Raw genomic sequence first — 18,928 nt, 5'->3', positions numbered from 1 at the left:
CGTGGCCTTTCCGCTCCGCCTCTACGCTTTCGAAAAACCAGCGTGACGAGGTCGCTTGCCGGCCCGGTCCGCGTCGTGGGTCAGAGGAGCCGTTCGTGGTCGCTTACGGGATACTCATCGCTTCCGCCGCCCTGTATGCGATGGGGATCGTCGCTCAGAGTGTCGCCGCCCGGCGGGCCGGACACCGAAGCGGCGCGGGGCTGGGTCTGCTCGCCCGCCTGGCCTCGGATCCCTTGTACCTATTGGGATTCGGCGGCCAGGTCAGCGGTTTCGCACTCGCCTTCTTCGCCCGTGAGTCGCTGCCGCTGTACCTGGTCCAGACCGCGTCGTCCTCGGCGATCGGCCTGGCCACCGTGTTCGGGATCGTGGTCCTGCGGTGGCGGATACAGAACACCGAGGCGTCGATGCTGGTGCTGATGGCGATCGGGCTCGTCGCCCTCGCCGGTTCCTCGGAACCGTCGGTCGCCGCGGATCTTTCCCCCGCCACAGTCCTGATCCTGACGGGCACCCTGCTGGGGGTCGGGATCGCCATGACGCGGGTGCCCCGAACCACTACGTTTTCCCTCCCCGCCGTTCTTTCCGGGGTGGCGTTCGCCGTCGTGGCGATCACGAGCCGCACCCTTGCCCATCTGGATTTCGCTTCACTGCCTCGAAATCCGCTGACCTGGCTGATGCTGGCCGCCGCCGTGCTCGGCCAGGCCTCGATGGCGCTCGCCCTGCAGCGCGGCCTGGCCACCGCGGTGGTCGCCACCGCCGATGCGACGACGATCGTGTTGTCCTCCGTCACCGGCATCACGGTGCTCGGTGACCAGGTCGCCGACGGAACCGAACCTTGGGTCGCTTTCGGCCTCATCGCGGTCGTAATCGGAGTCCTGGTGCTCGGCTCCCGATCACGGACCACCACCTCGGTCGAAGCGGTGGAGAAAGTCGCATGAGGACGCGACCGCTGGCAAGCGTGTCGGTCGATCTCGACAACCTGTGGGCCTATCTCAAAACCCATGGTGATCCCGGCTGGCGCCGGTATCCCAGTTTCCTCCCCTCGGCCGTGCCCCGGCTGCTGGAAGTCCTCGGTGAGCAGCGACTGACGACCACGGTGTTCGCGGTCGGAGCCGATGTCGTCCGTGAAGACGGCGCCAAGGCGGTCAACGAGATCGCCGCGGCAGGGCACGAAGTCGGCAACCACTCCTTCGGCCACGAGCCCTGGCTGCACCGGTATTCCCGTGACCGCCTCGAGAACGAGCTACGCCGGACCGAGGACGCGATCGTCGAGGCAGGCGCGCCGACCCCCATCGGCTTTCGTGGTCCCGGTTTCAGCGTCACCCGCGAGCTCGTCGAAGTCCTGGCGGATCGGGGCTACGCCTACGATGCCAGCACACTGCCTACCTGGATCGGACCGCTGGCCCGGGCCTACCACAACCGCACCGCTCCCCCGGCGGCCCGCGACGACGGACGCGGTGAACTGTTCGGCGGCTTCTCGCGAGTGCTGGCACCGGTGCACGCCTACCGCTGGCGGACGACCGAGGGCAGCGCTCTCGTGGAACTGCCGGTGACGACGATGCCCTTGCTGCGCACGCCGATCCACGGGTCGTACCTCCTCCAACTCCACGGCGTCTCCCCGAGGCTGGCGCGCGCGTACTTCAAGACGGCACTTCGGCTTTGCCTCGCCCGCGGGGTCGCGCCATCGCTGCTGCTGCACCCCACCGACGTCCTCGGTGGCACCGAAGCCCCCGGCATGGAGTTCTTTCCTGGTATGGCCACGCCCGGGGCCGGGAAGGTCGCTTGGCTGGGCTGGGTGCTGGAAACGCTGCGCGAGCACTTCGACGTCGTCGGCACCGGTGAGTACGTCCGCCGGGCCGACCCGCGGCGGGAGCGCGCGGTGACGCGACTGGACGCCGGATGATGACACTGCGGGTTCTCGCGTACGCCACGGTGGGTCTGGCGCCGGTCGAGGGTTACCTGGCGGCCGTGAACCCCCACCTCGGCAAGGTCGCGCCCGCGCTGCTGATCGCCGTCTGGCTGGTGGTCCGTGTCCGGCAGCGACAGCTTCCCCGGCCGACGCCGCTGCACGCGGTGCTGGCACTTCTCGCCGTGATGGTGGCGGCGACCGCCGCGATCCATTCGCCCGGTGCGTTCACCGCCGAATACACCCTGCGCTGGTTGCCGTTCCTCGTGATCACCGCGGTACTCGCGGACGTCGCCTGCCGCGAGGTCCCGATCCGTGGACTGCTGCTGGCCATGGCCACGGGGGCCACCGCGGCCGGGATCGGCGCGCTGTACAGCCTGATCATCGGCGGAGAGGCGCGGGCCGGCGGCCCGCAGACCGATCCGAACGATCTGGCCTACTTTCTCGTCGCCGCGATTCCCTTGCTGTTTTTGGCGGGCAAGGCTTCACGTCAGCGCGTCGCCGCCGCCATCGGCGGCGCCGTACTGGTGGCGGGAGCGATGGCCACGTTCTCCCGTGGCGGTGCGCTGGGGCTGACCGCGGCGGTCGGCTGGCTGGCCGCGCGCCGGGTACTGCCGTGGCGCGCCCTCGCCGCCACCGCCTCGGTGGTCGCGTTGCTGGGACTCGCGACGCTGCAGTTCGCCGGGCCGCAGATCGAGCGAGCGGTACAGGAGAAGAGCTTCATCGCAGCATCCAATGTGGACACCCGGGAACTGCGCTGGCAGGCCGCGGCCAGGATGGTCGCCGAAGAGCCGGTCTGGGGCGTGGGACCCGGTGGTTTCCGCGAGGCGTACGCCGCCGAGTCGCACAACGCGGAGATCGACGAGCAGACGCCGGTGGCGCACAACATGTACCTCGAGGTGGCCGCGGAACTGGGCCTGCCGGGGTTCACGCTGTTCGCGTCGGTGATCGGTATCGCCGGGGTGGCGAGCGAACGGACGATCCGGCTGAGGGCCTTGTCGAGCCCCGGCCGGACCGAAGCCATCGCGATCCAGGCGTCGTTGCTGGCCGTGCTGGTCGCCTCGACGTTCCTGTCCGAGCAGTACTACCTGCCGTTGTGGTCGTTGGCCGCGCTCGCCGTCGCGGCCGAAATCCGAGCTCGCCGAGAAGATCGGGAGAGGAGTAGTGCCGATGCGTGTTCTGCACGTGATCAGTGAGATGGGCGCCGGCGGGGCCGAAACCCTCGTGGCGGGCATGGTGGCTCGCGGCGAGGAGTACGGCTGGACGTCCGCCGTCGCCAGCGGCGGTGGATTCCGCGCCGACATGTTGGCCGACGACGGCGTGCGGACCTTTCCCGTACCGCTCGCCCTCCGCAGCAGGATGGGCGCGCTGCGGGCCGCGTGGGCGGTGCGCCGGGCGATCGCCGACTTCCGCCCGGACGCCGTGCTGTCCCACAACGTCGGTGCGAGCCTGGTCGCCAGGCTCGCGCTGATGCCAGGACGAAGGCCGCCGTTGGTGACCGTCTTCCACGGTGTCGCCGACCACGACTTCCCCACGGCCGCGCGGATCGTGCGACGCACGTCCGACCACGTCATCGCCGTCTCCCCCGCCACCGCCGACCAGCTGATCGAGGCGGGTCTGAGCGACCTGACCGTGATCCGCAACGCGGTGTTCGCCCAGCGGCCGGTGTTCGGCCGCGCGAAGGTCCGCGCGGCGTTCGGGGTCGCGGACGACACACCGGTCGCGCTCTGCCTCGCCCGGCTGGAGCCCCAGAAGCGCCACGACGTACTCCTGGACGCCTGGGCCCGGCTCGAAGGCGAGGCTGTGTTGTGGCTGGCCGGCGACGGGAGCCTTCGCGCGGAACTCGAGGCGCGCAGCGAGTCGCTGAACGGACGGGTCCGGTTCCTCGGCACCCGCAAAGACGTGCCCGATCTACTCGCGGCGGCCGACGTGATGGTGCTGAGCAGCGATTGGGAAGGGCTCCCGCTGGCGGTGCTCGAAGCGATGGCGGCCGGATGCCCGGTCGTCGCGACCGACGTCGGCGGCGTCCGTGACGTGCTGTCCGGCGGGGCCGGACTGGTGGTGCCGCCCGGCGACCCGGCGGCCATCGCGAAAGCGTTGGACCTGCTGCTTGGCGACCGGTCCGCACGGGCCCACGTGGCCTCCGAGGGGCTGCGCACCGTCCAACGGGAGTACGACGCGCACACCGTGATGAAGGCCTACGACGAACTGCTTCGGACCATGATCGAAGGTGGCCGGTGAAGAACCCGGCGGCGCGGACCGCCGTCATCAGCTGCGCCGCGGCGGTCGTGATCGGCTTGCTCGTCCTGACCGTGGGTCTGACCCGGGGCGAGCAGTATCAGGGCCGGGTGAGCTTGCTGGCCGAACCCGCCACCCAGGCGGAGGGCACGGCCGCGCAGTACGGCGAGGTCGTCTCGCTGGCGTTGCCCGCGTTGGTCGAACTCGCCCGCAGCCCGTCGGTCTTGCAGACAGCGGCCCCGGTTTCCGGCTTCTCACCCGAAGAACTCGGGCGCCAGGTATCGGTGGAGCTGGTGCCGGCGTCCGGACTGGCGCGCCTGTCCGTGCGGACGTCGTCGGCGGAGCGTGCGGGGGCGACCGCGTCAGCGCTGGGCAAGGCGATGATCGACGCGAACCTGCTGGCCCCGGCGGGTCGGTTGCGGTTGCTGGACTCCCGGGCCGATGTGGCCGCGATCGCCCCGGACGTCCGTTTGGTGGCAGGGCTGTCCCTGATCGCCGCGGTGGCGGCCGGGCTCGCGACGGCGGCGATCCGACGGCTGACGCCGGGGAAACTCCGGGGTGAGGCGGGGTCGGTGCGCCGGTCGCTGGCCGCGGCGGGACTTCACCGCCCGGTGGCGGTGCTGCGCGGAGATGACCCGGAAACCACCGATCGGCTGGCCGTCCTCGGGCTCGCGGCCGGTTCTCCGCTGCGCGTGGTACCGGTCGCCCCGGAGTTCACCGAAGCGGCGGCCAAGCTGGCGGCCTCGCTTTCGGTCGGCGACGGAACCGGCACCGCGGTGGTGGCGGTGACCGGACGGCGGTTCGACGAGCTGGCCGAGGCCGCCGGTGTGCTGCCGTCCGACGCCGTTCTCGTGGCGGTGGTGCTGGCGTGAGCGCGAGACATCGCGTCGTCGTGTCCGTCGGCATCGTCGTCGGTTTGCTGAGTGCCTGGCACGCCCTCGCGCCGTCTTGGCAGGTACCGCTGCCCGACGAGGCGAACCTGGCCGAGGAACGGCTGCAGGACTTCCGCGACGCGCTGTATTTCCCGATCCGGGAGTTCCTCGCGGGCGGCAATCCCTACGACCCGGCCGCGATGTTCGCGCACTGGCCGGTGCGGCAGGACTTCAATCTCTATCAGCCGTATCACCTGCTGGTGCACCTGCCGTTCGCGCTGCCCGGCTACCGGGTGGGCGCGGTGGCCTTCACGGTGCTCGGCGCGCTGCTGCTGGTCGCGCTCGCGGCGATGGCCGCGCACGCGGTCCGGCGGATCGTGCCCGTCCCGGTCCTGGTCACCACCGTGGTGATCGCCGCGTTGCTGGTGACGAGCCAGGTCGGCAAGGCACAGCTCTACGTCGGCCAGGTCAACCCGCTGATCGCGCTCGGCGCGGCGGGGGCACTGCTCGCCCGGCGGGATCGGCCGGGCTGGGCCGCGGTGGCTCTCGCCCTCGCGTGGCTGAAACCGCAGTACGGCTTTCCACTGGCGATCCTGTTGTACGCCAGGGGGTCGCGGAGGGTAGCGCTGGCCGGAACCGCGGTGGCGGCGGCCGCGAGCCTGCCGGTCGTGGCGCTGCTGGTGATCCGGGGCGGCGGGATCAGCGCCTTCTTCGACGTCGTCGTCGCGAACCTCACCCACGCCCGTGGCACCGACTACGGCGCCGTCGATTCTCCGACGGCGCAGCGGGTCGACGTCGCGGCCGTCCTGTTCCGCGTCACCGGCTGGGTTCCGTCCGGTGTCGAACTGACCGTCCTGGCCGGTGTGCTCGTCACGAGCGTCCTGCTCGTACGGCGGCTGGACCGGGCGGGCTCCCTTCCCGTCGCGGATCTGCTCACTTGCCTCGCCGTCGTCGTCTGCGTGGTGCATCAGCCCGGTGACATCCTGCTCGCCGTGCCCGCGATGGCGGCGGTGGCCGCGCTGTGGTGGCGTAACCGGGCCGAGCCGGGATGGGGTGCGGCCGGATTCGCGGTTCTCGCCTTGGCGGTGCCCTTCGCGCATCTGTACATAGTGGACTCGACGGTGGTTTCGGTGCTCGGCGCGCGGGCGGCCGTCACGGTCGACGGCGTCGCCGTCGTCGCCGCGTGGTGCCTGCTCGTCTTCGCCGCCGTCCGGCTGACCGGAGTGCGCGTCGCCCGGCCGGTCGTGGCCGGGAGCGGCGGATGACCGGCGATCTCGGCACGCGGGCGGTACGGGGCTCGCTCTGGCTCGGCGCGGTCAACCTGGTCAGCAAGAGCAGCCAGATGCTGGTCACCCTGGTGCTGGCGGCGTTGCTGACCGAGGGCCAGCTCGGCGTGGTGGCGCTCGCGGTGTCGCTGGTCAACCTCGGCCAGGTGGTGCAGTCGGTCGGCGTCTACGACGTGATCGGCCGCACCGAACAGGACCCGCGCAGGATGGCGGGGACCGTGCTGACGATGAGCGTGGGCGCGGGGGTGGTCCTGGCCATCGTCCTCGCCGCCGCGGCGGAGCCGATCACCGCGCTGCTCGGCGCCCCGGACGCCGCCGGACTGGTTCGGCTGGCCGCACTCGGACTGCCGTTCTCGGCCGCGGGCGGAGTGCAGATGGGGTTGATGCACCGGGAGCTGGACTTCCGCCGCCGTCTGCTGCCCGACGGCGGCAGCGCGATCCTGGGCGCGGGGGTGACGGTCGTGCTCGCCGTCGGCGGCGTCGGCCCCGCCTCCCTGGTGATCGGTCTCGTCAGCACCGCGGTCGTCCAGCCGCTGCTCGGTGCGCTGGCAGGCGGTGGCGTGCGACCGCATTGGGACACCGCGGCCGCGGGTGAAGCCCTGCGCTGGGCCGCCGTCGTCGGGCCGGCCGCGGTCGTGGGAGCACTGCTGGTCAACCTCGACTACCTGGCGGTCGGGCACCGGCTCGGACCGGACGCGGTCGGCGTCTACTCGCTGGCCTACCGGCTGGCCTGGGTGCCGTACATCATGGTGGCGGTCGTCTTGGGCGCGGTGGCTTTTCCGGTGTTCACGCGATTGTGTCGTGAACACCGCACGCTGACGGAGACACTCACGCGCTTCACCCGCGCCGTGCTCGTGCTCACCGGCGGCCTGTACCTCGCGCTCGCCGTCCTGGCCGACCGTGTCGTGCTGCTGGGCGCGCGCTGGGCCGACGCGGCGGGTCCGCTGGCACTGCTGGCGGGATACGGCCTGGGGATCTGCCTGCTGCAGATCTGGTACCAGGCGGTGAAAGCGACCGGGCACGCGCGGCGGTACCTGGCCCTGGAATGCACTCATCTGCTGCTGCTCGCGGCGGGGCTGGTGCTGCTGACCCAGCTCGGGATCACCGCCGTCGCCGCCGTCCAGTTCGGTGCGGCCTTGCTGGTCGTGCCGATCGCCTGGCGCGTGCTGGCCGGCCTTGGCGTGGCACCACCGGCGCGTGAACTGGCCGGGATCTTCGCGCGGGTGCTGGGTGCGTGCGCCGTCGGTGCGCTACCCGCAGTTCTTCTGGCACACACAGGATTCTTCGGGCCTGCGGACTCGTTGTCGGGCGCTCTCTGCGAAGGCACCGTCCTCGTCGCCGGATACGCCGGTGCGACGCTCGTGCTGCACCGCGGCGAGCTGGCCGAACTGCGGCGAGGGGCCCTGCGGTGAAGATCGTGCACGTCTCGCAGCCGGTGTCGGCGGGAGTCGCCGTGGTCGTACTGGAACTCGCGGCGGCACAGCGGGACCGGGGCTGGTCGGTGACCGTGGTGTGCCCGCCTGCCGGCTGGCTGGCCACGACCGCCCGCCGCCTCGGGATCGAGGTGCGCGGCTGGCAAGCGACTCGCTCCCCCGGTCCCGGTGTGATCACGGAAACCGTGCGACTGCACCGGCTACTGACCGACTTGCGGCCGGACGTCGTGCATCTGCACAGTTCGAAGGCAGGCCTGGCCGGGCGCTTGGCGCTGCGCGGTGGCCGTCCGACGGTGTTCCAGCCACACCTGTGGTCCTTCGAAACCGCACGCGGCCCGCTGCGGTGGGCGTCGGCCGCGTGGGAGCGGTTCGCGTCCCGGTGGACCGACCTCGTCGTATGCGTGAGTGACGACGAACTCGCCGTCGGTCGGGACGCGGGCATCACCGCCGACGCGGAAGTCGTCTGCAACGGCGTCGACACGACGAAGTTCGCCCCGGGAGACCGGACCGCGGCGCGTCGGCGGCTCGGCTTGCCCGAACACGCGCCGATCGCCGTCTGCCTCGGCAGGCTGGCCGAACTCAAAGGGCAGGACCAGCTCCTGTCCGCTTGGCCGGAGGTCCTGCGGCGCCTGCCGAACGCGAAGCTCGTTCTCGCCGGTGACGGGCCGATGGGCGACGTGTGGCGTGAACGTCATCCGGTCGCGGCGCACCTTTCGGTGCGATGGCCGGGCCATACCGACGACTCGGCCGCGTTCTACACGGCCGCCGACGTCGTGGTGCTCCCGTCGCGGGCCGAAGGCATGGCGCTCGTTCCCCTGGAGGCCATGGCGTGTGCCCGGTCGGTGGTCGCGTTCGACGTCGGCGGGATGCGGCAAAGCATCGCCGACGCGGGAGCCGTGCTGCCACCGGGTGATCTCGGCCTGCTCGCCGACGCGGTCGCGAACCGGCTCGCCGATCCCTGTCTGGCCCGGAGCGAAGGCGAACGGGGACGCCGTCGCGCGGAACTGTCCTTCGACCGGCGCCGGATGACCGACCAACTCGCCGTCCTCGTCGACAAACTCACCTCCACGGAGCGAATTCAGTGAAGCGCATCGCCTACCTGCTGACTCAGGACCGGGGCGGTCCGGTGGACGTCACCGTGCGTCTCGCCACGACCCTGCTCGACGAGGGGGTCGACGTCCGTGTCTTCGGTCCTGTCCCGGCACGAGGTGCCGAGCTGCTCAAGGACCGCCACGAGTACCTCCTCGTGGCGGGCAAACAGAGCCTCTCGGCCGCAGGCCGTGCGCGAGCGGTGATCCGGGACTGGCGGCCGGACGTCGTGCATGCCCAGGACCGGCGGGCGGGGCTGGTGATCGCGGGCCTTCGCGTCGGCCGCGGTGCGCGTCCCGCGCTCGTCCAGACCTACCACGGCGTCCCGGACGACGTGACCGAACCGTGGTTCCGTGACGCACCCGGCGCCGCCGGGCCGTCCGCGTACACACGGGCGGTTCTGGCGGGGGATGCCGTGGTCGCCCGGATGCTGGACACCACGATCGTGCCCGCCGAAGCGATGGGCCGGTTCCTGCGCCGACGGCTCCGGGCACCCGCAGGACGCCTGACGCACATCGACAACTGCGTTGGACTGGTGAAGCCGAGTCCGCCGGAAGGGCCGGTCCGTCACCTGGTCTTCGTAGGGCTCTTGGTGGAACGCAAAGGAATCCTCGACCTGCTCGCCGCGCTCGCGGCGCTCGGCGTCTTTCCTCGCGATGCCCGGCTGACCGTGGTGGGTGACGGCCCGCAACGGGCCGAAGCCGAACAGGCCGCGCAGGCCCCTCCCCTACGCGGGCGCGTGACCTTCTTGGGCTTCCGGCCGGATGTCCCCGCTCTGGTGGCGAGCGCGGACGCCCTGGTGCTGCCCTCCACGATGGAACAACAACCCCTGGTGGTGGCGGAGGCGATGGCCGCCGGAAAGCCCGTCATAGCCACCGATACCGGCGGTGTCTCCGACATGCTGGGACCGGGCCACCTGGTGCCGCCGGGCGACATCCGGGCACTGGCCGCACGTTTGCGCGCGCTGTTCGCCGATCCGGCTCCGGCCCGGACCGGGGTCCTGCTCGCCGCGCGAGCCCGGCGGCGGTTCGCCCCGGAGGTGTGCGCGCGGCGTCACCTCGACCTCTACGAGTCGCTACTGCCCTGAGTCGCTGGATCGTGTCATGCCATGCTGCCCACTACTTCGGTTTGACCATCACCACCGCGTCGGCCGCGGCCAGTTCGACGACGGCCGGCGGTGGCGGCGATGACGGCGGTGTGGACGACACCCACGAACTGACCGGAGCGGGCATGGAAGTCGTGGGGCGGATGGGCGGACTACCCGCGGGCACCAGTCCTTCGGGAGGCGTCACGGTCTGGGTCGCCGACGTCGGGTTCACCGCGACCCAGCCGCTGGTGAAGGTCCGGGTCCAGACGCCGTTCGGCTGGCGGCTCGCGGCGTCCACGGCTTCCCCGAGCCCGCTGCTCTGCAGTTTCGACCATTCGGGATCCCGGTAGTCGTCCGTGGTGGCCGGGGTCCAGCACGTCCGGGGCCCCGCCAGCAGTGCCGCGCTGGCATAGCCCGCCCGGTCCTGCTGAGCGGACCTTGTCCGGGTGACCAGCAGCAGCAACGATTCACCGAGCGCGGCTTGGGCACGCAACTCCTGGAACTCGTTGCCGCGGAAGGTGAGCAGGCCGCCTGCCCCACCGTTCTCGCGGAAACCGAAGTTCTCCTCCATGGCACCGCCGAACCGGGAGTGCGCCGTCCACCTCCCCGGCAGCAGGTGGGTCTCGGACACGTTCGGCACGAACAGCTTGCCCGCCTTCTGGAGCGCATCACCCACCAGTGACAGAAAGGCTTCGAGGCCGTCACGCAGCTTCCGGTCGGTTTCAGCCGCTGTCGCGGTGCCGGTGAGGATCGCCGACGAATAGTGACTCAACGAGTTGAAGTCGTTGTCGGCGAGGATGCCGTCCCAACCCTCTCGGATCACCTCTGCCACCACAGCGGACTTCCAAGCCTGCTGGTAAGCCGGGTCCCACACTGTCATCTGCCAGTGTTTCGGGTACCCCTGCCACTCGATGCGGCTGCCACGGGTGTCGGTCGCGAACCACTCGGGGTGCGCACGCTGCGCCGCGACATAGCCGATGCCGCTGGGCAGGAACTCCGCGTCCTCGCCACCGTTCACCGCGCCCGCGTAGTTGCGGGTACTCGACAAGTCCTTGTACACCAGGATCTTGATCCGAGGGTTGAGCTCCCGCAGCTTCCGCATCGCCGGGCCCTGGTCGGCGTTGAGCACCACGACTTCGTAACGCTGCGCGGCCAGTTTGAGGTCGCTGTCCGTCGGTGGCTGACCGATCCCGTACCACCACGCGCACGGCGCCAACGGTTTCGGCGGCGGTGCCGCCGAAACCTCGCCGGCTGAACTCGAGGTGCATCCGGCCACGCACCCCGCGGCCAGCACGAGCGCGGCGTACCCGGCGGAAAGCCTGGTCGCCATCGGGTGAGCACGCCTCAGCGCTGCCTTCGGCACCACAGTTCTCCCACCGTGAGGATGATGATCTTCAGGTCCAGCCAGAGTGACCAGTTGGCGATGTAATAGTTGTCGTAGCGTGCCCTGTCCGCGATAGACGTGTCCCCACGGAGGCCGTGCACCTGCGCGAGACCGGTCAGTCCGGTGGGCACCCGGTGCCGTGCCCAGTACAGATCGTGAACGGCGGAGAACTCCTCGACGAACACCGGCCGCTCCGGACGCGGGCCGACGAGCGCCATGTCCCCGCGTACGACGTTCCACAGCTGCGGTATTTCGTCCAAAGAGGTCCTTCGCAGGAAGCGGCCGACCGGACCGACCCGGTGATCCCCGGCCACCGACCAGCGCGTCTGTGAATCGTCCACAGTGTCCTGTCGCACGCTGCGAATCTTATAGAGCAAAAAGGTCTCACCGCCCACTCCGACCCGCACCTGGCGGAAGAGCACCGGAAACCCACTCTCCAGCACGACAGCCAGCGCGCACACCGCGATGACCGGCGCCAGGACGCCGAGCGCGGCGGCGGCCAGCACTGCTTCGAGCACCCGCTTGATCCGCCAACTGGGCCGGCGGGTCGGCGCGCCTGCCAACCACACCAAAGGATGACTGCGTAGCCGGTCGATCCCTGGTTTGTCCGGGCAGAGCGCGGACAAACGTGGCAAAACCAGTGTGACGCAACGGAGCCGGTGCGCCGTGACGGCGGCATCGACGATCGCGCTGTCGCTGTCCCTGGAATGAGCGAACACGACCGTGCCCGCGCCACACCGGACGATGGCTTCGGCCAGGCCGTCGCGAATCACCTGAACGGGAAGATCCTCGGTCCGCGCGTCCGAATCGGAAGGAACGAATCCGACCGGCAGCAGACCGAATTCGGGATGCCGCACCATGGTCCGGATCAGCTCACCGGCACTCTCCGCCCCTCCCACCACGATGGCGCGGTCACACCTGCGGAGCCGACGGCGTCCCCACCGGCCGATCGCGAAGACAGCCGGCCGAACGCCTTCGCTGAGCACGGCGAACACCAGCACGAGTTCTTGCGCGGCGGACATTTTCTGTCCGTGCGGGCCGGTCACCAGCGCCACGCAGGCGATCAGCGCGAACGCGACTCCGGAAGTGGCCACTGATCGCGGCAGGTCCTGCAGCCAGGAAAGCCACAGGCGACGTCGGTGAACCCGCCCGGCGAACCGCGCGCTCGCCAACGCCGCACCGGCGACGACCGCTTCCAGCGGGCCGGCGCCGGTCATCGCGGTCGCCACCAGCCATGCGCCGAAATCGACCGCCAGCAACAAGAACACGACGGCGTTGACTCGCATCAGCAAGGGACGCTTCCGTGCCGTGGAGGCGAGCCTTCGACGTCTTTGACTCGGCAACGCCCCGGCAGGGACCGACGTCCTCAATTCGGTCACCGGCCTCGGCCTTTCCGAAAAGAGCGGAACTGTCGCGTGTCGCACATCCCACATTTCATGGGTTCTTCCGCTACGGTCATTCCTCCACCTTCGGCAAAACTCATCCATTCGAGGTAAGCTCGGTTTCGCCGACGCATGCTTACTGTGCGTTTCAAGGCATAGGCACGATCGGGGAACATGGTGAACCCCTTTGAGCTACGCAGGTGAACGCCACGTAGTTGCACGCTTACCCCTCCTTTTGGGGGACCTCTGGCGGCCCTAAAGAAAGGGCACAACATAGCCGAATATGAGCTGACGGCCGAATTGAGGATGACGGCCGCGGATCGTATCGACTCGTCGAAGGGGACTCGTGGCAGTGGAGAAGACCGCTCTGGCCACCAGAGCGGAACCGGACCGGAAAGCGAAGACAGGTGGGCGCGCGCACGTGGTCCTGCCCGCCTTCAACGAAGAAGCGGCATTGCCCGCACTGCTCCGGCGGCTCGCCGAGGTGGCACTCACCGAACAGATCACCGTCTGGGTCGTCGACGACGGTTCGTCCGACCGCTCCGCGGCGGTGGCGGAATCCGGCTTCGGCGGGCTCGAGGTGCGCGTCGTGCGGCACGCGATCAACCTCGGGTTGGGCCGCGCCGTGCTGTCCGGGCTCCGCGCGGCGCTGGAAGACTCCGGCCCCGACGACATCGTCGTGGTCATGGACGCCGACGACACTCACGATCCCGGCCTGATCAGCCTGCTGCAGGCGGAAATCGCCGCCGGCTCGGATGTCGCCATCTGCTCACGTTTCGTCCAGGGCGGCGACGATCGGACCGCCCCGCTCGGCAGGCGACTCCTCTCCCGCGGGGCCGCGCAACTCTTTCAGCGCGCGCTCGCCGTCGAAGGGGTCCGCGATTTCACCAGTGGCTACCGCGCCTATCGCGCGACCTTGCTGACCAGGGCGTCCGACCACTGGGGCGAGCGGCTCATCGAAGAACAGGGGTTCGCCTGCATGGTGGAACTGCTGCTCAAACTCCGCCATTGCCGACCGGTGATCACGGAGATCCCGCTGGCCCTGCGCTACGACCGCAAACAGGGGCCGAGCAAGCTGAAGCTCCGGCGGACCATCCTGCAGTACGTGAGACTGCTCGCCCGCGACCGGCTCAGCCCGGCGCCCTTCCGAAAGCTGTGACCCCGGTGACGACCTCTCCCCCGCACGTCGCCGTGATCGGCGGCGGCATCTGCGGCCTGGCCGCGGCACACCGGCTCGCTCGCGACGGCGTCCGCGTGACCCTGCTGGAAGCCAGTGACCAGCTCGGCGGGCTCGGAAGTTTCTTCCCGTATCGGGACGGGTGGGTGGAGCGGTTCTACCACTGCGTCATGCCGACCGACGACGACCTTCTTCGGCTACTGGACGAATTGGGCCTGAAAGACTCGGTGCGGTGGCGCGAGACGACCATGGGCATGGTCGTCGACGGTAGGCGGCACCGGTTCAACTCAGCCCTCGACCTCCTGCGGTTCACGCCTCTCCGGTTTCACGACAGGGTGCGCTTCGGCGCGGTGTCGCTGTTGTTGCGGCAGCTGGGGCAGGGACGGGACCTCGACACGCTTCGCACCGAGGACTGGCTGCGCGGGCTCTACGGTCGCCGGGTGTGGGAGGAACTCCTCGCGCCGATGTTCGGCTCGAAGTTCGGTTCCTCCTTCGGTGATGTCCCCGCTCTGTACCTGTGGCAGCGGCTGGGGCGTGAACGGAACGTCTCGACTCGGGGATACCCCGACGGCGGCTACAAGGCGATCATCGACGCGTTGCGCGTGTCCATCGAGGACGCGGGTGGGACCGTCCGCACATCGACACCGGTCCATCGGTTGCACAGCGGGGCGGAAAGCAGCTCCCTCACGCTGGCCGACGGCGAGGTTCTCACCGTCGGGCAGGTGATCTCGACGGTGCCGCTGCCGATGTTGCGCGGACTCGCCGACGAAGAACTCGCCGCTCTCCTCCCGCGGACCGAACTCCCCTACCAAGGAGTGGTCACCGCCGCGTTCTTCCTTCGTCGTCCGTTGACCGGGCACTACTGGACACCGGTGCTGCGCTCGGGGACCGGGTTCGACGGAGTGGTCGAGATGTCCGCACTCACCGGCATTGAAGCCTACGGAGGCTCGCACCTCGTCTATGTCATGCGCTACACCGATCGCGCGTCAAGGCTCTACGCCCGCGACGCCGCCAAAACAGCCACACACTGGACGGCTCAGCTCATCGACCTCTTCCCCGAACTCACGCCGGACGATGTCGAGGAGGTGCGGGTGTTCAAGGCACCGTTCGTCGAACCGGTCTATCCACTGGGATATCTCGCGCTTCGCCCACCCACCACTGTGGACGGTACGAGCCTGCGGCTGGCGACCACCGCGCATGTCTACCCGGACGTGACCAGCTGGAACTCGAGCGTCAAGCTCGCGAACGACGTGACCGGCCGGATTCTCGACGGCACCGCGCTCATGCCCACGGGAACTTCGCCTCGATAGCGTCCACGATCCGGCGAGAAGCCGACCCGTCCCCGTACGGCGAAGGCAGCAGGCTGAGTCGCTCACGGTGGGCCGCGACGTCGGTCAGCCACGCCGCGGTCTCCACACCGATCAGAGGTCCAGGCGGAACCAGGACACCGAACAGACCGGAGATCTCGGGACGCTCGGTGCTCCGCCGCACCACGACCACCGGTCGTTTCAGCACGCTCACCTCTTCCTGGATACCACCGGAATCCGAGATGATCACCGCGGCTTCCGCGGCCAACGCGAGGAACGCCGGATAGGCCTGGGGTTCGAGTACCAGAAGCGGCTCCAAAAACCGGGTCAGGCCGAAGCGCTCGATACTCTTGCTCGTCCGGGGGTGCAACGGGAACACGACGGGGATCGGCAGCCCGCAGAGCTCGCGCAGGATCTCAGTCAGCTGCTCGGGATCGTCGACGTTCTCCGGTCGGTGGATGGTGGCGAGGACGTACTCGTCCCGGCGGAGTCCGCGAGCCGAGAGGACCGCGGCCCGGTCCCCCGCCGACGGGAGAGCTGCTTCCAGTGCCTCCACGACGGTGTTGCCCGTGACGGCGATACGCCCGGACGGGATGTTCTCGGCGAGGAGATTCAGCCGATTGAGGTCGGTCGGCGCGCAGCAGAGGTCGGCGACATGGTCGATCAGCACACGGTTGTGTTCCTCGGGCATGGCGCGATCGTGACTGCGCAACCCCGCTTCGACGTGCACCACCGGGAGTTCACGCGCGTTGGCCGCCAGCGCGCCGGCGAGCGCGGACGTCGTGTCACCCTGCACCAGCACCACCGGACGCGGGTACGTGGCCAGGACCTCGTCGACGGCGCTGATCGCCCGGCCGAGCTGCGCACCGCGGCCGGCAACGGTCACACCCAGCTCGTGAAAGCGCTTCGACGGTGGGAGATCCGCCCGGATACGTGAGTACAGCGAGTCGTCGTAGTGTTGTCCTGTGTAGACAGTCATGCAGTCGTCTCCCAAGTAGCGCATCAACGGCGACAACTTGATGAGTTCCGGCCGGGTCCCACAGACCAGAACGACACCACCGGCCGTCACGGCCCGGGAGGTACCACTGTGATCCGCCGCTGGTGCGCGGAGACCGGCGGAAATCGACATTCGGACATCCTTTCGGAGCGGGTTTGAACGCACGCTACGCACCGGACCCACGGCAATGGTGACAAGATCAATCCATGGTGTGATCCGGTTGTGCCTTCCACCAGAAAAGAGATTACTCGAATAGGGTTACCTCGTCGAAGATCTCAGCACAGAACGGGTCCCACCTCTTGCTCAAGAAATACCTCACCCTGGCCGCGGTAGTGCTCCTGACGGCCGCCACGACTTCCATCCCGACCTCTGACGCGTCACCACAACTCCTGTTGCCGGATCTCCGCCAGGCCCCACCGGGATGCGCCGGAGGGCATGCCGGCGACGCCCTGAAGTGCGTGGACTGGGACGTCTGCATGGTGATCGACCCGGCCGCCCCGAACGGCCGCTGCGTCCTCCCTGCCGCCGCGAAGGCCGTCCGGCTGCGATTCACCAGCTCGGAAGAAAACATCGGCGACGGGCCTCTGCTGCTTTACGGTCGACGCAGCGACACGACACAAGGGCGCATGACGGTCCGGCAGGCTCTTCGCAACGCCGCGGACGGTTCGATACCAGCCGATTACGACAAAGCACAGCGGCCCACGCGTACCTTCACCTACTACGAACCCGCCACGGATCACCAGCACTGGCACTTGATGAACTTCGAGCACTTCGCGCTGGTCTCGAAGCAGGGAAAGACCGTCGTCACCGATCGCAAGAACGGCTTCTGTCTCGGCGATCGCTTCCGGGTCGCGGACATCGGCGCGCTCGACCGGGTTCCGGGCGAATCCGGCCCTGACGCGGAACTCGCCCAGCGCCTGCGCGCGAACAAATGCCGCCACCACGAACCGGCCGCACTCGACGTGGTCGAAGGAATCTCCGTCGGAGCCGGTGACGACTACAAGTACGACGTCGACTTTCAGTGGCTGGACATCACCGACGTCCCGTCGGGGACCTACGACCTGGTCAACACCGTCAACGACGACCGGACTCTGGCGGAAACCGACTACGGCAACAACTCCTCGTCCATCGCCCTGTCCATCGAATGGCCGGACGGGAAACCGGGCCTGCACCAGGTTCTCCCCCGAGGTCCGGTCGTGAAGTTCCTCCGCAGTTGCCCTGGCCGGAAACGGTGCGGTTGACCGACTCGCAACTCAGGGAACGACGCCGTCCCGGATCGGATGACTCGAGTCGCGACGATGGCGACCTCTGGGCAAGCTTTCGATCAGTCGCTGTTCGGGGCGGCGAAAAGCGGTGAGGTCAGGCCGCCCGGACCGTGCCGGGAGCCTGACCTCACCCGCGTGACACCTCAAGGGGCATCATGTTTCGTCGCATAAAGAAGCCGCCGCGTGGAGGGGCTTCCACGCGGCGGCTGCTAACGGGATCGATCAGTTTTCTTGGACGGTCCCGCCGTCGACGATGCCGCCACCGGCACAGTTGTCCGGAGTGGCACCCTCGGCCTCGGTCTCACCAGGAGACAAGACCGGAATAGCGATACCCTCGGCGACGTCACGAACCGGGACCTGGACACCGAGCACGTTGACGTTGTTGTCACACACCCCGCCGACCACATTGAGATTGTGGACCACGTCCAGGTTCTGCACGTTCGCCAGACCGATCTGCTCATTGTGGTCCACCGGGTGACCCGCCACCGACACATTCGCCGCCGACGCGGACCCACCCACGATCGCCATCCCAGCCGCCACAGCGGTAGCCACGAAACCAAGCTGCTTGATCACAGAAAACTCCTCAGACAAACCCACCGGAATAACCAGTGAGGGAAATCCCGGCGGCGGAACTTCAGTTCGCAGCAGCCGGGGATATCGGTTATCGTGCATGTCACGCTGGATGGGGCCGGTCAACTCCTGGGCAGGACGAACCGGCCCCACCCGTGCCGGCGTCGCTTCGCGCCGTGACGTGCCCGGAACGTGGAACGGAGTATGCACTCTTTTCCACGTTCCGGGCACGCTTCACGACCTCGATGCGTCTCGCCGGACCCCTTGCCTCAGCCGACTTCCGTACACACAACGGGCGACCTCGGCAGGGAGCTACTAGTTGCCCTGCGACGTGCCACCGTCGACGATGCCACCGGCGGCGCAGTTGTAGGGGGACTCGCCACTGGCCTCGTGCGCACCCGGCGAAAGGATCGGCACACCAATGCCGTTCAGCGAGTCACGGATCGGCACCTGGACGCCGAGCACGTTCACATCGTTGCCACATACACCCACCACGGCGTTGACGTTGTGCAGCGCGTCGATGTTGTTCAGGTTGACCAGACCGACCTGCTCACTGATGTCGTGGCCGTCGTAGTCGTAGCGGTCGTCGGTGGTGTCGGCGGAAGCGACCCCACCACCGATGAAGGCACCGGCGGCCATGGCGGCCGCGACGAAGCCGATCTTCTTCAGCATGAATTCTCCTTGAGGACGTTTGCATCGAACAGGACGGCAGCGAGAGTGTGTTTTCGTCCCGTGTCACGGGAAACGTACTGATGCGAGCCGGTCTTTTCCACGCCGTTCCACCATCGTGTGGGTCCGGCGGCCCGTTGACCGCGTGATCAGTGGTCCGATCGAGTTACGCGCTTTTCGGCCGGCACATCGAACATTCCTGTGTCACAAGGACTCCGGATCCACGGTGACACCGGCCTCAGCGTGACCACGCATGCCGGACTGAGTCA

Annotated in this window: 17 protein-coding genes; 12 read left to right on the top strand and 5 right to left on the bottom strand. The window is 68.9% G+C overall.

Translation table 11 applies throughout. The annotated features are described in order from the left end of the window. Window positions 1-95 precede the first annotated feature (95 nt). Genes ACM6LR_RS17485 through ACM6LR_RS17445 form a run of 9 tightly spaced genes read left to right on the top strand, consistent with a single transcriptional unit; the run spans window position 96 to window position 9,908 of the window. Window positions 96-935, top strand: coding sequence for a hypothetical protein (locus ACM6LR_RS17485; RefSeq protein WP_414938232.1), 840 nt, complete (start codon window positions 96-98; stop codon window positions 933-935). Beyond that, entirely contained in the window at window positions 932-1,900 is a 969-nt protein-coding gene (locus ACM6LR_RS17480; protein ID WP_414944117.1) for a polysaccharide deacetylase family protein, read from the top strand. The genes ACM6LR_RS17485 and ACM6LR_RS17480 overlap by 4 nt, the downstream gene beginning before the upstream one ends. Continuing rightward, a complete protein-coding gene (locus ACM6LR_RS17475; protein WP_414944116.1) occupies window positions 1,897-3,099 on the top strand; it encodes an O-antigen ligase family protein in 1,203 nt (400 codons plus the stop codon). The genes ACM6LR_RS17480 and ACM6LR_RS17475 overlap by 4 nt, the downstream gene beginning before the upstream one ends. Next, window positions 3,074-4,144 (top strand): glycosyltransferase, encoded by a 1,071-nt coding sequence (locus ACM6LR_RS17470; RefSeq protein WP_414938229.1) that lies wholly within the window; start codon window positions 3,074-3,076, stop codon window positions 4,142-4,144. The genes ACM6LR_RS17475 and ACM6LR_RS17470 overlap by 26 nt, the downstream gene beginning before the upstream one ends. After that, window positions 4,141-5,013, top strand: coding sequence for a hypothetical protein (locus tag ACM6LR_RS17465; protein ID WP_414938228.1), 873 nt, complete (start codon window positions 4,141-4,143; stop codon window positions 5,011-5,013). Before ACM6LR_RS17470 ends, ACM6LR_RS17465 begins: the two co-directional genes overlap by 4 nt. Beyond that, complete coding sequence (locus ACM6LR_RS17460; RefSeq protein ID WP_414938227.1) at window positions 5,010-6,278, top strand: glycosyltransferase 87 family protein; 1,269 nt, start codon at window positions 5,010-5,012, stop codon at window positions 6,276-6,278. The genes ACM6LR_RS17465 and ACM6LR_RS17460 overlap by 4 nt, the downstream gene beginning before the upstream one ends. Continuing rightward, window positions 6,275-7,711: an oligosaccharide flippase family protein gene (locus ACM6LR_RS17455; protein WP_414938226.1), complete on the top strand. Its 1,437-nt coding sequence runs from the start codon at window positions 6,275-6,277 to the stop codon at window positions 7,709-7,711. Before ACM6LR_RS17460 ends, ACM6LR_RS17455 begins: the two co-directional genes overlap by 4 nt. Continuing rightward, window positions 7,708-8,817 carry a glycosyltransferase gene (locus ACM6LR_RS17450; RefSeq protein ID WP_414944115.1) on the top strand — a complete coding sequence of 370 codons (1,110 nt, stop codon included), beginning with the start codon at window positions 7,708-7,710 and terminating at the stop codon, window positions 8,815-8,817. The genes ACM6LR_RS17455 and ACM6LR_RS17450 overlap by 4 nt, the downstream gene beginning before the upstream one ends. Beyond that, window positions 8,814-9,908 (top strand): glycosyltransferase family 4 protein, encoded by a 1,095-nt coding sequence (locus ACM6LR_RS17445; RefSeq protein WP_414938224.1) that lies wholly within the window; start codon window positions 8,814-8,816, stop codon window positions 9,906-9,908. The genes ACM6LR_RS17450 and ACM6LR_RS17445 overlap by 4 nt, the downstream gene beginning before the upstream one ends. Window positions 9,909-9,939: 31 nt before the next feature. Here the strand turns inward: ACM6LR_RS17445 and ACM6LR_RS17440 are convergent, their stop codons facing one another. Together ACM6LR_RS17440 and ACM6LR_RS17435 are read right to left on the bottom strand one after the other, a co-directional pair. After that, window positions 9,940-11,271, bottom strand: a complete 1,332-nt coding sequence (locus ACM6LR_RS17440) for a putative glycoside hydrolase family 15 protein (RefSeq protein ID WP_414938223.1) — start codon at window positions 11,269-11,271, stop codon at window positions 9,940-9,942. Further along, window positions 11,253-12,578 carry an exopolysaccharide biosynthesis polyprenyl glycosylphosphotransferase gene (locus tag ACM6LR_RS17435; protein WP_414938575.1) on the bottom strand — a complete coding sequence of 442 codons (1,326 nt, stop codon included), beginning with the start codon at window positions 12,576-12,578 and terminating at the stop codon, window positions 11,253-11,255. The genes ACM6LR_RS17440 and ACM6LR_RS17435 overlap by 19 nt, the downstream gene beginning before the upstream one ends. 448 nt (window positions 12,579-13,026) lie before the next feature. Between ACM6LR_RS17435 and ACM6LR_RS17430 the strand changes: the two genes are divergently transcribed. After that, complete coding sequence (locus ACM6LR_RS17430) at window positions 13,027-13,833, top strand: glycosyltransferase (protein WP_414938222.1); 807 nt, start codon at window positions 13,027-13,029, stop codon at window positions 13,831-13,833. A 5-nt stretch (window positions 13,834-13,838) separates the two neighbouring features. After that, entirely contained in the window at window positions 13,839-15,161 is a 1,323-nt protein-coding gene (locus tag ACM6LR_RS17425) for an NAD(P)/FAD-dependent oxidoreductase (RefSeq protein ID WP_414938221.1), read from the top strand. On the opposite strand, the gene wecB is transcribed toward ACM6LR_RS17425, so the two are convergent. Continuing rightward, window positions 15,133-16,161 carry a non-hydrolyzing UDP-N-acetylglucosamine 2-epimerase gene (gene wecB, locus ACM6LR_RS17420; protein ID WP_414938574.1) on the bottom strand — a complete coding sequence of 343 codons (1,029 nt, stop codon included), beginning with the start codon at window positions 16,159-16,161 and terminating at the stop codon, window positions 15,133-15,135. The genes ACM6LR_RS17425 and wecB overlap by 29 nt on opposite strands. 452 nt (window positions 16,162-16,613) lie before the next feature. Between wecB and ACM6LR_RS17415 the strand changes: the two genes are divergently transcribed. Next, window positions 16,614-17,396, top strand: coding sequence for a lysyl oxidase family protein (locus ACM6LR_RS17415; RefSeq protein WP_414938220.1), 783 nt, complete (start codon window positions 16,614-16,616; stop codon window positions 17,394-17,396). A 246-nt stretch (window positions 17,397-17,642) separates the two neighbouring features. On the opposite strand, the gene ACM6LR_RS17410 is transcribed toward ACM6LR_RS17415, so the two are convergent. Together ACM6LR_RS17410 and ACM6LR_RS17405 are read right to left on the bottom strand one after the other, a co-directional pair. Continuing rightward, entirely contained in the window at window positions 17,643-17,993 is a 351-nt protein-coding gene (locus tag ACM6LR_RS17410; RefSeq protein WP_414938219.1) for a hypothetical protein, read from the bottom strand. Between the two features lie 312 nt (window positions 17,994-18,305). Further along, a complete protein-coding gene (locus ACM6LR_RS17405; RefSeq protein ID WP_414938218.1) occupies window positions 18,306-18,662 on the bottom strand; it encodes a hypothetical protein in 357 nt (118 codons plus the stop codon). Window positions 18,663-18,928: the final 266 nt, after the last annotated feature.

It is taken from the genome of Amycolatopsis sp. cmx-11-32 (assembly GCF_047608695.1).
Classification (GTDB): Bacteria; Actinomycetota; Actinomycetes; order Mycobacteriales; family Pseudonocardiaceae; genus Amycolatopsis.
Note: the sequence above shows the minus strand (reverse complement) of the source record. Positions and strands in the feature narration are given on the sequence as shown.